This is a genomic window from Bordetella genomosp. 5, assembly GCF_002261315.1.
In the GTDB taxonomy this organism is placed as follows: Bacteria; Pseudomonadota; Gammaproteobacteria; order Burkholderiales; family Burkholderiaceae_B; genus Bordetella.
Map to the genome: position 1 here is coordinate 22,372 of NZ_NEVP01000005.1, position 13,569 is coordinate 35,940.

At 68.4% G+C, this 13,569-nt stretch carries 12 protein-coding genes; 4 read left to right on the top strand and 8 right to left on the bottom strand.

Features of this window, described 5'->3' with window-relative positions; translation table 11 throughout:
• The 4 genes from CAL25_RS08370 to CAL25_RS08385 form a co-directional block, all read right to left on the bottom strand.
• A complete protein-coding gene (locus CAL25_RS08370; RefSeq protein WP_094799519.1) occupies positions 1-1,167 on the bottom strand; it encodes an acyl-CoA dehydrogenase family protein in 1,167 nt (388 codons plus the stop codon).
• Between the two features lie 13 nt (positions 1,168-1,180).
• Positions 1,181-2,410, bottom strand: a complete 1,230-nt coding sequence (locus CAL25_RS08375; RefSeq protein WP_094799520.1) for a CaiB/BaiF CoA transferase family protein — start codon at positions 2,408-2,410, stop codon at positions 1,181-1,183.
• Positions 2,407-3,393, bottom strand: coding sequence for a Bug family tripartite tricarboxylate transporter substrate binding protein (locus CAL25_RS08380; protein WP_094799595.1), 987 nt, complete (start codon positions 3,391-3,393; stop codon positions 2,407-2,409). The genes CAL25_RS08375 and CAL25_RS08380 overlap by 4 nt, the downstream gene beginning before the upstream one ends.
• 155 nt (positions 3,394-3,548) lie before the next feature.
• The gene (locus tag CAL25_RS08385) at positions 3,549-3,932 is read right to left on the bottom strand and encodes a cupin domain-containing protein (RefSeq protein ID WP_094799521.1); all 384 of its coding nucleotides are present in this window, start codon (positions 3,930-3,932) and stop codon (positions 3,549-3,551) included.
• 163 nt (positions 3,933-4,095) lie between these two features.
• Here CAL25_RS08385 and folC point away from each other — a divergent pair, with 163 nt between their 5' ends.
• The 4 genes from folC to purF all read left to right on the top strand — a co-directional run bounded on the left by folC (position 4,096) and on the right by purF (position 8,429).
• Positions 4,096-5,403 carry a bifunctional tetrahydrofolate synthase/dihydrofolate synthase gene (folC, locus tag CAL25_RS08390; RefSeq protein WP_094799522.1) on the top strand — a complete coding sequence of 436 codons (1,308 nt, stop codon included), beginning with the start codon at positions 4,096-4,098 and terminating at the stop codon, positions 5,401-5,403.
• A gap of 97 nt (positions 5,404-5,500) precedes the next feature.
• Positions 5,501-6,367 carry an SPOR domain-containing protein gene (locus CAL25_RS08395; protein WP_094799523.1) on the top strand — a complete coding sequence of 289 codons (867 nt, stop codon included), beginning with the start codon at positions 5,501-5,503 and terminating at the stop codon, positions 6,365-6,367.
• Positions 6,364-6,852 carry a CvpA family protein gene (locus CAL25_RS08400; protein WP_094799524.1) on the top strand — a complete coding sequence of 163 codons (489 nt, stop codon included), beginning with the start codon at positions 6,364-6,366 and terminating at the stop codon, positions 6,850-6,852. The genes CAL25_RS08395 and CAL25_RS08400 overlap by 4 nt, the downstream gene beginning before the upstream one ends.
• Positions 6,853-6,908: 56 nt before the next feature.
• Positions 6,909-8,429: an amidophosphoribosyltransferase gene (gene purF, locus CAL25_RS08405; protein WP_094799525.1), complete on the top strand. Its 1,521-nt coding sequence runs from the start codon at positions 6,909-6,911 to the stop codon at positions 8,427-8,429.
• Between the two features lie 100 nt (positions 8,430-8,529).
• Here the strand turns inward: purF and CAL25_RS08410 are convergent, their stop codons facing one another.
• From CAL25_RS08410 to map, 4 genes are all read right to left on the bottom strand, one after another.
• Positions 8,530-9,012, bottom strand: a complete 483-nt coding sequence (locus CAL25_RS08410) for a disulfide bond formation protein B (RefSeq protein WP_094799526.1) — start codon at positions 9,010-9,012, stop codon at positions 8,530-8,532.
• Between the two features lie 74 nt (positions 9,013-9,086).
• Positions 9,087-9,803: a MarC family protein gene (locus tag CAL25_RS08415; protein WP_094799527.1), complete on the bottom strand. Its 717-nt coding sequence runs from the start codon at positions 9,801-9,803 to the stop codon at positions 9,087-9,089.
• A gap of 51 nt (positions 9,804-9,854) precedes the next feature.
• Positions 9,855-12,452 carry a [protein-PII] uridylyltransferase gene (locus tag CAL25_RS08420; protein WP_094799528.1) on the bottom strand — a complete coding sequence of 866 codons (2,598 nt, stop codon included), beginning with the start codon at positions 12,450-12,452 and terminating at the stop codon, positions 9,855-9,857.
• Positions 12,453-12,480: 28 nt separating this feature from the next.
• The gene (gene map, locus CAL25_RS08425) at positions 12,481-13,302 is read right to left on the bottom strand and encodes a type I methionyl aminopeptidase (RefSeq protein WP_094799529.1); all 822 of its coding nucleotides are present in this window, start codon (positions 13,300-13,302) and stop codon (positions 12,481-12,483) included.
• Positions 13,303-13,569 lie beyond the last annotated feature (267 nt).

Consider the following 13,569-nt stretch of genomic DNA (forward strand, 5'->3'; position numbering starts at 1 on the left):
TCAATACGAGCGGGGCAGGCCCAGCACCTTCTCGGCAATGAAGCACATGATGAGCTGCGGGCTCACCGGCGCGATGCGCGGGATGTAGCTCTCGCGCAGCAGGCGCTCCACGTGGTACTCCTTGGCGTAGCCCATGCCGCCCAGTGTCAGGACGGCGGTCTGGCAGGCGTTGTGGCCGGCCTCGGCCGCCAGATACTTGGCCGTGTTGGCATAGGGCCCGCAGGGCAGGCCGGCGTCGTACAGGCTGGCTGCCTTGAACACCATCAGGTTGGCCGCCTCCAGCTGCATCCAGGCCTGGGCCAGCGGGTGCTGGATGCCCTGGTTCTGCCCGATGGGCCTGCCGAACACCACCCGCTCGCCGGCATACTGCACGGCCCGCGCCAGCGCGGCCTGGCCGATGCCCACCGCCTCGGCGGCGATCAGGATGCGCTCCGGGTTCAGGCCATGCAGGATGTACTCGAAGCCACGCCCTTCCTCGCCCACGCGGTCCTGCTCGGGAATGCGCAGCCCGTCGATGAACAGCATGTTGGAGTCCACCGCCTTGCGGCCCATCTTCTCGATCTCGCGCACCTCGACGCGTTCGCGATCGAGGTCGGTATAAAAGAGCGACAGCCCCTGGGTCGGCTTGGCCACGTCGGCGAGCGGCGTGGTGCGGGCCAGCAGCAGCATCTTGTGCGCCACCTGCGCCGTCGAGATCCAGATCTTGCGGCCGTGCACCACGTAGTGGTCGCCGTCGCGCTCGGCGCGCGTCTTCAGATGCGTCGTGTCCAGGCCGGCATCGGGCTCGGTCACGGCGAAGCAGGCCTTCTCCCGGCCGGCGATCAGGGGTTCGAGCCAGCGCGCGCGCTGCGCGTCGTTGCCGAACACCACCACCGGGTTCAGGCCGAAGATGTTCATATGGACGGCAGACGCGCCCGCGAAGCCCGCGCCGGACGCCGCGATGGTCTGCATCATCAGGGCCGCTTCGGTCATGCCGAGGCCGGCGCCGCCGTGGTCGGCGGGCATGGCGATGCCGAGCCAGCCGTCGCGCGCCAGGGCGGCGTGGAAGTCGTGCGGAAAGCCGCCGTCGCGGTCGCGCTCGAGCCAGTAATCATCGGGAAACTGCGCGCAGACCCGGTTGACCGCGTCGCGCAGCGCGAGCTGGTCGGGGCTGAATTCGAAATCCATCGGTGCGTGTCCTTTAGCGTTGAGGGGCGGATCCGGGCGGGAGCAGGGCGGCGATGTCGGCCTCGGCCACGCCGGCTTCGCGCAGGACCTCTTCGGTGTGCTCGCCCAGACGGGGCGCCGGGCGGCGCAGGTCGGTCGGGGTGGCGCTGTAGCGGCCGAGCGGGCCCGTCGTGCGCAGGCGTCCTTCGGTGGGGTGGTCGATCTCGCGCACCAGGCCGGTCGCGTGCAGATGCGTGTCTTCGATCAGATCGTCGATGCCGTACAGCCGTGACGCCGGAATGTCGGCCTCGCCCAGCAGCGCGAGCCAGCTGGCGCTGTCGCGCGTGAGCATCACCTCGGCCACGAAGGCATACACCTCGTCGATGTGCCGGGCCCGCGCGGTATGGCTGCAAAAGCGCGGATCCTCCAGCAGATCGGGGCGTTCGATCAGGGCGAAGAAGTTGCGCCAGTGCTTGTCGTTGTAGATCAGCAGGCAGACATAGCCGTCGGCCGTGGCGTAGGGGCGCCGGTGCGGCGCCAGCAGCCGCGCGTAGCCCGGGGGCCCCAGCGGCGGCTCGAAGCTGTGGCCGCCCAGATGGTCGCCCAGCACCATGTGCGCCATGCCTTCGAACATCGGGATCTCGACCGCCTGGCCGTGGCCGGTGGCGCGGGCGTTGATCACCGCGGCCAGCAGCGCCACCGCGACCTGCAGGCCGACGCTGCGGTCCGCCAGCGTCAGCGGCGCGTAGCGCGGCACGTCGCCGCTCTGGCGCGCGGCCAGGTCGGCGATCGCGACCTGCCCCTGGATCAGATCGTCGTAGGCGGGCCGGCCGGCATAGGGGCCCGACTCCGAGAAGCCATAGGCGCCGACATGCACGATGCGCGGATTGTGGGCCGCCACGGCGTCGTACGACAGGCCCAGACGCGCCATGGCCTGCGGCCGGATGTTGTAGAGCAGGGCGTCGCAGCCCTCGGCAAGCTTGAGGCAGGCCCGGCGGCCGGCCTCGCTCTTGAGGTCGAGCACCACCGAGCGCTTGTTGCGGTTCAGGTGCAGGTGCAGATGCCCCATGCCCGGATTGCGCATGGGGCCGACCGCGCGCATGTTGTCGCCCACGGGCGACTCGACCTTGATGATGTCGGCGCCCAGGTCGCCCAGGATCTGGGTCGCATAGGGCCCCATCACCACGGAGCTGAGATCGAGGATGCGCACGCCGGCCAGCGGGCCGGCGGCGGGGGCGGAGGCGGGAAGAGAGGCGTCGGTCATTGGGGCTGAATGTTGGCGTCGCGGATGAGACGGCCCCACAGGTCGCGTTCGCCGGCCACGAACTGGCCGAAGTCCTGCGGCGTGCCGCTGAAGGCGTCGAAGCCCAGGTCCGCGAGGCGTTTCTTGATCGCGGGGTCGGCGACGATCTGGTTGATGGCGGTGTTGAGCCGGGTCACGACTTCCGGCGGCAGGCCCGCGGGTCCGAAGAAGCCGTTCCAGGAGTTGAGGTCGAAGTCTTGCACGCCCGCTTCCTTCATGGACGGCAGCTCGGGCACGATGGCGCTGCGCGTGGCGGTGGACACCGCGAGCGCGCGCACCTGACCGGATTGCACGAACGGCAGGCCCGATGCCAGGTCGGTGAACATGAAGTCCACCTGGCCGCCGACCAGATCGGTCATCGCCTGCGGCGTGCCCTTGTACGGCACGTGCAGCAGGTCGATGCCCGCGCGGCGGGCCAGCGTGGCGCCGGCCACGATGCCGGTGCTGTTGCCGCTGGCGTAGGTGATGCGGCCGGGGGCCGCCTTGGCCGCGGCGATCAGCTCGCCCACCGTCTTGTACGGCAACTTGGGGTTCACCACCAGGATGAAAGGCAGGTTGCCGCCGCGCGCCACCGGCGTGAAGTCTTTCACCGGGTCGTAGGGCACGTTTTTCATCAGCCAGGGGGCGGCCGAGTGCGAGGTGTTGGTGGTGACGAACAGGGTGTAGCCGTCCGGTTTGGCGCGCGCCACATAGTTGGCGGCGATGGTCGCGTTGGCGCCCGGCTTGTTTTCGACCACGATCTGCTGGCCCAGCCGCTGCGACAGTTCATTGGCGAAGATCCGGCCGACGGCGTCGGTGCCCGAACCGGCCGGGAAGGGCACCACGAGCGAGATCGGTTTGTCGGGATAGGTGCCGGAGGCGGCGTGCGCGGCGGGCAGGGCCCAGGCCGTGCCGGCCGCGAGCAGAGCGGCCGTCGCGGCGCGCGCGTAGCGATGCAGTGTCATCAGTGTCTCCTGGTGGATATTCATATAGGTATAGGTATGGAACTCGCGCGAGCGGCGCGGCCGCTCGCGGTCTTGCGGGGGGCGGCCGCATCGGCCGGCGGCGATGCCAACGGCCGCGGCAGACGCATCGCGCATGCCCTCGCGCGCTTTGCGCCTCAGCGAATCACGCGATCGGGCGATTCTTCATAGGGCGGGGTGTAGATCACCAGCAGCCTGGCCGGCGTGTCGCTCGTCACCGTGAAGACGTGCGGGATGTCTGCCGGAAAATAACAGCAGTCGCCCGCCACCATGTCCGCGCTTTCGTCGCCCACCTGCGCGCGCGCCGTGCCCTCGAGCAGATAACAGACCTGTTCGATGCCCGGGTGGGCGTGGGGCAGTGCGCCCTGACCGCGTTCGATCTCGCCCAGCAGCACCTCGACGTGCCGTGAGCCGACCGTCTCCGGACTGATCAGGCGACGATTGAGCGTGCCGGTGTGGTTCGCCGGGTGATAGCCCGCCACTTCGCTGGGCCGGACCAGCCATTGAGGTTTGCTGCGCATGCTTGTCTCCGTAGTATTTTTTGTGTGTGAAAACATATTCACATACAGGAAAAACGATGGCAAGCCTTCGAGGCGCGGGATACCCCCGGTCTCCCAGGGGCGATCGGGGTAAACACCAGGGGTGGCTGGTAGAATCGCGTCGTTCTCCATCAAGCGCGCCGCCATGTCCGTTGTCCGCCCCGATGCCACGTCCGGCTTGTCCGACTGGCTGCAGTACCTGGAATCCCTCCACGCCAAGGCCATCGATCTCGGTCTGGACCGCGTCAAGGAAGTCGCGCAGCGTCTGGATCTGCAACTCGACGCGGTCAAGTTCGTGGTCGGCGGCACCAACGGCAAGGGTTCCACCTGCGCCATGCTCGAGGCCATTCTGCTGGCCGCCGGCTACAAGGTCGGCCTGTACACCTCGCCGCACCTGATCGATTTCAACGAGCGCGCGCGCGTCAACGGCGAAATCGCCACCGACGCCGCCCTGGTCGAGCAGTTCGAGGCCGTCGAAGCGGCGCGGGGCGACACGAGCCTCACCTATTTCGAATTCACCACGCTGGCCATCCTGCGCCTCTTCTCGCAGTCGCGCCTTGACGCCGTCGTGCTCGAGGTCGGCCTGGGTGGTCGCCTCGACGCCGTCAATATTGTCGATGCGGACTGCGCCATCGTCACGAGCGTCGATATCGATCACACCGACTGGCTGGGCGACACCCGCGAGAAGATCGGCTTCGAAAAAGCCCACATCTATCGTGCCGGCCGGCCCGCCATCTGCAGTGATCCCGTGCCGCCGCAGAGCCTGCTGGATCACATCGCCGAGATCGGCGCCGACGCGTGGCTCTTCGGACGCGACTTCAACTATTCCGGCGACCGCCAGCAATGGGCTTACGGCGGGCGCTCGGTACGACGCCCGTCGCTGGCCTATCCGGCCCTGCGCGGCGCGAACCAGCTGCTGAACGCCTCGGCCGCGCTGGCCGCGCTCGAATCCGTGCGCGACCGCCTGCCGGTGCCGCAGCAGGCCGTGCGCCTGGGGCTGTTGCAGGCGTCGCTGCCGGGCCGCTTCCAGATCCTGCCCGGCCAGCCGGCCGTCATTCTCGACGTCGCGCACAATCCGCACGCCGCCGCTGTGCTGGCGCAAAACCTCGACAACATGGGCTTTCATCCGTACACCCACGCGGTGTTCGGCATGCTCAACGACAAGGACCTCGCCGGCGTGGTGGCCAAGTTCGGCACCCGTGTCGATCATTGGTATTGCGCCGGGCTGCCCGGGCCGCGCGGCAACTCGGGCGAGGGCCTGGCCGAGCAGGTTCAGGCACAGCTTCCGCAGGTGGCCGCCGGGGCCGAAGGCCCGAGCGTGGCGGCGTTCGCCGACCCCGCCGCGGCCTATGCCGCCGCCCGCGAAAAGGCAGGGGAGAATGATAGAATCGTCGTGTTCGGATCATTTCTGACCGTAGCCGCGGTGCTGCAGGCGCTAGGCCGCAAGGCATGACCCGCCGGCCAGGGCGAGCGGCGCGACACCACCGGCATGCTGGCCGGTTCGCGCTCTCCGCCGCCTGGCTCGTTTCATCCGCTGGGGATTGAGTTCCATGGGTTTGTTCAGTCGCAAAGATTCTGCCTCCGAGGCCCCCTCCACCCGGTCCCGGCCGATGGTGTCGAGTGAGGCCCAGGCGGCCGAACTGCGCGCACGCGCGCGCCGGCGTCTGGCCGGCGCGGTCGCGCTGGTCTTGGCCGCCGTGATCGTGTTGCCCATGATCCTCGATTCCGAGCCCGTCCCGGTCTCCGACGACATCCCCATCCGTATCCCCGAGCGCGGCACCCCGTACCAGCCGCCGGTCTCCGAGCCGCAGGCCCCGGTCGCGCAGAATGGCGCCACCCCGGGCAGCGCCACCCCCGGCGAGCCGGCCGTGCCGCCCGATCTGAGCACGGCGCAGCCGCCCGCCGGCCAGACGCCGGCCCCCGCGGTCACGCCCGGCCAGCCGGGTCCGCAGGCAGGCGCCGCGCCGCCCGCGGTCCAGCCCGTCACGCCGCCGCCGGTGGCCGCCACGACGCCGCCGCCCAAGCCGCCCGAAGCCAAGCCCACCCCGACGCCCACGCCCAAGCCGGCCGAGAAGCCCGAGCCCACGCGCTCCGACGACGGCGCCCGCGCGCTCGCGCTGCTCGAAGGCCGCGCCGCGCCGGCCCCGGCCCCGGCCCCGTCCACGGCCAAGCCGGCCGCCTCCGGGAACTTCGTGCTGCAGGTGGCCTCCTATACCACGCAGGCCGATGCCAATGCCCGTCGCGGCAAGCTCCATCAGGCCGGCGTGACCAACGCATTCGTCGAACAGGCGAGCATCAATGGCAAGCAGCAATTCCGGCTGCGCGTGGGACCGTTCCCCTCGCGCGAGGCGGCGCAGGCTGCCCAGGCGCGTCTGCGCACGCTGGGCTACGACAACGGTTTCATCGCCGCACAGTGACCGGTTTCGACTTCGTCGTTCTGGCGATCCTGGCGGTCTCGGCCGTGCTCGGTCTGGTGCGCGGTCTGCTCAAAGAGCTGCTGTCGCTGGTCGCGTACGTGCTCGCCTTCGTGGCGGCGATCTGGTGGGGCCCGACCGTCTACGGCTGGCTCGAACCCTATATCGAAACCACGGTGCTGCGCATGGGGGTGTCCTATGCGGCCGTATTCATCATCGTTCTGCTGGGCGTGGGTTTGGTCAACATGACCCTGGGCGCGCTGATCCGCACCACCGGCCTGTCGCCGGCCGATCATGGCCTGGGCGGGATGTTCGGTCTGGCGCGCGGTCTGTTGATCGTGCTCGTGCTGGTTGGCCTGGCGGGTTATACGCCGCTGCCGCAAGAGCCCTGGTGGCAGGACGCCATGTTTTCGCATTCGGCCACGCAGGCCGTCTTGAAGGTCAAGTCGATGCTGCCTGAGTCCCTCGGGACCTGGGTGCCGTATTGATGCGTCCTTATTGATTCACTACTGCTTCACTCGTTTTACATCTACAGGAACTCACCATGTGTGGAATCGTCGGGGTTATCGGGCGCGGGCCGGTTAACCAGCTGCTGTATGACAGCCTGCTGTTGTTGCAGCACCGGGGCCAGGACGCCGCAGGCATCGCCACCTCCCACGGCAATCACTTCAATATGTACAAGGCGCACGGCCTTGTACGCGACGTGTTCCGCACGCGCAACATGCGCTCCCTGCCGGGTCAGAGCGGCGTGGGCCAGGTGCGCTACCCCACGGCGGGTTCGAGCTCCAGCGAAGAAGAGGCACAGCCCTTCTACGTGAACGCCCCGTTCGGCATCACGTTCGCCCACAACGGCAACCTGACCAACTGGCGCGAGCTGCGCGAGGCGCTCTATCGCGTCGACCGCCGTCACATCAACACCAACTCCGACTCCGAAGTGCTGCTCAACGTGCTGGCGCACGAGCTGCAGCTCGCGGCCAACGGCGTGTCGCTCGACGAAGACGCGATGTTCCGCGCGGTGGCTCAGCTGCACAAGCGCGTGCGCGGCGCCTACGCCGTGGTGTCGCAGATCTCGGGCTACGGCATGCTGGCCTTCCGCGATCCGTACGGCATCCGCCCGCTCTGTATCGGCCGCCAGGAAACCGACGAAGGCGTCGAGTGGATGGTCGCCTCGGAGTCGGTCGCTCTCGAAGGCAGCGGTTTCGCCTTCGTGCGCGACGTGCTGCCGGGCGAGGCCGTGTTCGTCGACCTCGACGGCCGCCTCGTGAGCCGCCAGTGCGCCGAAGACGCGCGCCTCGTGCCCTGCATCTTCGAATACGTCTACTTCGCCCGCCCCGATTCGCTGATCGACGGCGTGTCGGTGTACGACGCCCGCCTGCGCATGGGCGAGTACCTCGCCGACAAGGTCGCGCGCAACATGCGTATCGGCGACATCGACGTGGTCATGCCGATTCCCGACTCGTCGCGTCCGGCCGCCATGCAGCTCGCGTCGCGCCTGAACCTCGACTACCGCGAAGGCCTGATCAAGAACCGCTACGTCGGCCGCACCTTCATCATGCCGGGCCAGGCCGTGCGCCGTAAGTCCGTGCGCCAGAAGCTCAACGCGATCGGCCAGGAGTTCAAGGGCAAGAACGTGTTGCTGGTCGATGACTCCATCGTGCGCGGCACCACCTCGCGCGAGATCGTCGACATGGCGCGCGCCGCCGGCGCCAACAAGGTCTACTTCGCCTCGGCCGCGCCTCCGGTGCGCTTCCCCAACGTGTACGGCATCGACATGCCGACCCAGAAGGAGCTGATCGCCACCGGCCGTTCCGACGAAGAAATCGCCCGCGCGATCGGCGCCGATTCGCTCGTCTACCAGGATCTGGCCGACATGCAGCAGGCCGTGCGCGACATCAACCCGTCGATCACCCGCTTCGAAGCCTCGTGTTTCGATGGCGAGTACATCACGGGCGACATCACGCCGGAGTACCTCGCACGCCTCGGTCAGTCGCGCGAGACCAGCGCCGATGACGAAGCCGCGGGTGGCTTGCAGTTCAACATGGGTTACGGCGTCAACGACAACTGAGTCGGTCGCTGACAGCGGCGCTTCGCGCCGTCCATGTCAAAGAGCCCGGCGCCATCACGGCGCCGGGCTCTTTTCATTGGGGCGAGGCGTGTCGCTCGGCTCAGGCGGCGCGGCGGCCGGCGAACGCGGCGCGCAGGGCGATGACACCCAGCACCACGAACAGGCCCAGGCTCCAGAGCGCGTACTCGATGCCCAGCAGCGGCACGGCGGCGTCCATGCAGGTGGCATAGATGCCGAAGACCGACGGGATCGCGCTGTCCAGCCCGGTGCCGCTCATGAAGCGGTCGGCGAAGGTCTGGTCGCAGGACAGCATCTTCGAGGCGACCGTGTACTGGTACCACGCCGCCACCACGCCGGCGATGGCGAGCAGCGCGGCCAGTGCCGCGCCGATGCGCGAGGCCAGCGGACCCGCGTAGGCGGTGACCAGGGCGATCACGCCGATCACCAGATAGATCAGACGCTGCATCACGCACCAGGCGCAGGGCGGCATCTCGAGCAGGTGTTGGGAAATGAGGGCGACGCCCAAGGCGCCGAAGCACAGCAGCGCGATCAGGAGAAGCAGGCGTTTGCGTTGCGGATACATGGTGATTCCAGGCTTGCCGAAGCGGGTGAGGGTGATGGGGTGAACGGGGCGGTGCGGACGCCGCGGCTGCAAGCTTAGGCCGGCGGCTTCGGCATTAGTTGCAGCGCCTGCTCGAAAAGTGCCAGCAGCAGCTCGCGCGCGCCGTCCCAGAAAATCTGCACGCCCAGGCACAGCATGATGAAGGCGGACAGGCGCATGAATACGGCGGTGCCGTTTTCGCCGAGGCGGTGGAGCAGCTGCACGGCGAAGCGCAGGCAGACATAGAGCACGAACGACACCACCGCGACGCCGGGCAGCGAGCCCGCCAGCCGCACCACGCTCGCGAGCTGATCCGTCTGGTCGCGCAGGGACGCGCCGACCGTCAGGGCCGCCGCGATCGATCCCGGGCCGCAACTGATCGGAAAGGTGAGGGGGTAGAAGGCGCGGGCCTGCGCCATTTCGGGCGTGAACGACTCGGCCATGCGTGCCACGCGGCTGGTGCCGGCATCGGGCGAATTCACCAGCAGCCACGCGTTGTACATCACGAGGATGCCGCCGGCCACCCGCACGATGGCGAGCGAGATGCCGAAGAAGCTCAGCACGATATGCCCCGCCAGCATGGCCACTGTGAGCATCAGCGCCACGTTGATCGACACGCGCTTGGCCAGCGCCGTGCGCGTGGAGGCGGACGCGCCCTCCGTGAGGCTCCAGAAAATCGGCGCGATCGCGGGCGGATTCAGGAAGGGCAGCAGGGTGGCCAGCGCAAAGAAAAAACTGCGGCCGAAGACCAGCAAGTATTCGTCGATCGCCATGGAGGTGAGCCGCGCCCGATATGAAAACGCGATTGTAAGCGGGCGCGGTGCTTAAGCGACCTTTTGCTGCGGTTCGTCGCCCGCCAGCGCATCGAGCACGCTGCGCTCGAACTGCATCTGCGTGCGGGGCCGCTCCAGCGCCGCGCCGGAAATGATGAACACGTCTTCGACGCGGTCGCCGAGCGTCATCACCTTGGCCATGATGAGGTCCACCCCGGTGTCGGCGAATACCCGCGCCAGCGCGTACAGCAGGCCGGGCCGGTCGGTGGCGGTCACGGACAGGCGCCACGACTGGCTGCGCTCGTCGGGGTGCAGCTCGGCCTGGGGCATCACGGGAAACACGCGCGACAGCCGCGACTGACGATTGCGATGCTGTCCGCCGCGCGCGGGGGCGCGTTCGCCCTGGCGGGCGGCCCGCAGCCGTTCGCCCAGCTCGTGCTCGACCAGCGTGGCCTGCGCCCGCAGGTCGAAGCTGCCGTCGGACGGCAGCACGATGAAGCTGTCGAGCGCCCAGCCGTGGCGGGTGGTGTGGATGCGGGCGTCCTGGATCGACATCGCCTTGCCGTCGAAATAGCCGCAGGTGGTCATGAAGAGGTCGGGCGCGTCGCGGGTATAGAGCATGACCTGCAGGCCGCCGCCTTCCTCGGTGGGGCGCACCCGCACGACCGGCTCGGCGGGCTCCACCTGATAGTAGAGGTGGCGCGTGTGCCAGGCGATCTCGGAGGCGTCGTGCCGCAGGAAGTACGCCACGTCGAGCTGCTTCCAGAAGGCCTCGCGCGCGTCGTCGCGCAGGCCCGCGAGACGCGTGAGGCGTGCCGCCTCTTCCTTGCGCTCGGTGAGCACGGTGCTGGCGTCGTGCGTGCCGCCCAGCGCCGCCAGCGTCAGGCGGTACAGGTCCTCGAGCAGCTTGCCCTTCCAGGCGTTCCACACCTTGGGGCTGGTGCCGCGGATGTCGGCCACCGTGAGCAGGTAGAGGGCGGTGAGGTGGCGCTCGTCGCCCACCTTGCGGGCGAACTCGTTGACGACCTCGGGATCGGAGATGTCGCGCTTTTGCGCGAAGTTGGACATCAGCAGGTGCTGACGCACCAGGAACTCCACCAGCTCGCCATCGGCGGCGTCCAGGCCGTGCTCGGTGGCGAAGCGGCGCACTTCGCGTGCGCCGAGCTCGGAGTGGTCGCCGCCGCGGCCCTTGGCGATGTCATGAAAGAGCGCCGCCACGTACAGCAGCCAGTGCCGGTCCAGGTCGGTCATGAGCTGGCTGGCCAGCGGGTACTCCTGCGCGTGCTCCGGCATGGTGAAGCGCCGCAGATTGCGGATCACCGCCAGCGTGTGCTGGTCGACCGTATAGACATGGAACAGGTCGTGCTGCATCTGCCCCACGATGCGGCGAAACACCGGCAGATAACGCGGCAGCACGTTGAGCATGGTCATGCGGCGGATCTCGTGCACCACGCCGCGCGGCTGCTGCAGGATCTGCAGGAACAGCTTGCGGTTGACCGGGTTGCGGCGGAACTGCGCGTCGATGCGGTGGCGCGAGTGCCAGATGGCGCGCAGCGTGCGCGCCGACATGCCGGTGAGGTCGGCATGCTGCTGCATCACGAGAAACGCGCGCAGCAGCAGCGTCGGATTGCGCTCGAAGCAGTCTTCGCGAATGATGTCCAGCCGCTCGTGCAGCTTGCGGAAGTCTTCGTCGATCGCGCGGGCATCGCTTTCGGGGCGCGGAAACAGGCGCTCCTCGATGTTCTGCACCAGGATCGCGTTGAGCTGCGTCACGAGGCGGGCCGCCCAGTAATAACGCTGCATCAGCAGTTCGCTCGCGCGCCGCGTGGCCGTGGACGTGATGCCGTAGACCTCGGCCAGCGAGGGCTGCAGGTCGAACAGCACGCGGTCTTCGCGGCGGCCGGTGAGCAGGTGCAGCTCGATGCGCAGGCGCTTGAAGGCCTGTTCGGCGCGGCGCAGGTCGCGCGCCTCCGAGGCCGTCAGCAGCCCCGCCTGCGCCACTTCGCGCCAGGCCTGGCCGAAGCCGGCCGCCCGCGCCATCCACAGGATCACCTGCAGGTCGCGCAGTCCGCCGGGCGATTCCTTGCAGTTGGGTTCGAGGGAGTAGGGCGTGTCCTGGTAGCGGGCATGACGCTGCTGCATCTCGACGCGCTTGGCGCGGAAGAAGGCGGCCGCGTCGAGGCGGGCCCGCATCGCGGTTTCGAAGCGCTTCATGAGCGAGCGGCTGCCCGCGAGCCAGCGCGACTCGAGCAGCGCGGTCTCGACCGTGATGTCGGCCTGGGCTTCGTTTTCGCAGTCTTCGAGCGTGCGCACGCTGTGGCCGGGTTCCAGGCCGAGGTCCCAGAGCGAGGCGACCAGCGCCTCGATCGCGCTCTCGTCGGCCGGGCCGGGCTCGTGCGGCAGCAGGATCAGCAGATCGACATCGGAATGCGGATAGAGCTCGCCGCGTCCGTAGCCGCCCACCGCGGCCAGCGTGGCGCCGGCCGGCAGCGGCGCCAGCTTGATCAGCTCGCGCAGCGCCTGGTCGACGATGCGGCGCAACTCATGCAGCAGCGTGTCGGGCCGGTGGTGGGTCCGGAACTGCGCGATCGCCGCCGCCCGGGCGGTCTGCATGCGTGCTTTGAGGGGGGCGAGATCGAGCTGGGTCATGCAGACGGGCCTGGAGAGAGGGAAGGGGTCAGACCTGGGGGATCACGACCGTGTCGGGCACGAAGGCCGGCGCGGCGGGCATGTTGGGCGACACGGTGAGCACCTCGCAGCCGGTCTCGGTGACGCAGATGGTATGTTCCCATTGCGCCGAAAGGCTATGATCGCGGGTCACGACCGTCCAGCCGTCGGCCAGTTGGCGGATTTCGCGGCGGCCGGCGTTGATCATCGGCTCGACCGTGAACAGCATGCCGGTTTCGAGCGTCGGGCCCGTGCCGGGCTTGCCGTAGTGCAGCACCTGCGGGTCTTCATGAAAGCGCTGGCCGATGCCGTGGCCACAGAATTCGCGCACCACCGAAAAGCCCTGGGCTTCGGCGTACTTCTGGATCGCGTGGCCGATATCGCCGAGCGTGGCGCCATTGCGCACGGCGGCGATGCCCTTCCACATACAGTCGAAGGTGATGTCGGTCAGGCGGCGCGCCAGGATCGACGGTTCGCCGGCCAGGTACATGCGGCTCGTGTCGCCGAACCACCCATCCTTGATGATGGTCACGTCGATATTGAGCGCGTCCCCGTTTTTGAGGACCTTGTCGCCCGGAATGCCGTGGCAGACCTGGTGGTTCACCGAGGTGCAGATCGCGCCCGGGAACGGCGGGTAGCCGGGCGGGGCGTAGCCTACCGTGGCCGACTTCACCTTGAGCTCGTCGGTGAGGTACTCGAGCGCGAGTTTGTCCAGGGCGGCCGTGGTGACGCCCGGCTTCACGTGAGGCGCGAGGTAATCGAGAATCCGGGCCGCGTCCTGACAGGCGGCGCGCATTTTGGCCAGATCGGCGGGGTCGGTAACAATGCCCATGTATCTGCTTGAGTATCCTGGTCGAAAAATAGTAGAATTATAGGCTTGCCTTGAAAACCGTGTGCATATCACGCCCGGATTTCGGGGCTGTGCATGGCAGGCTCGAGCAGCCTGCCGGTAGCCGGAGCATCTGGTGCGCGCGTCGCGAAGGGACGTGGTGTGCAAGGCAGCGAAGGATACCGGGTGGGGCCGCACAGGCCTGCCGCGCGCAGCACCGGGTTTCCGAGCCGATAGGCGCCACGTATCGAGGCGAGGTCTGGCCGCGAG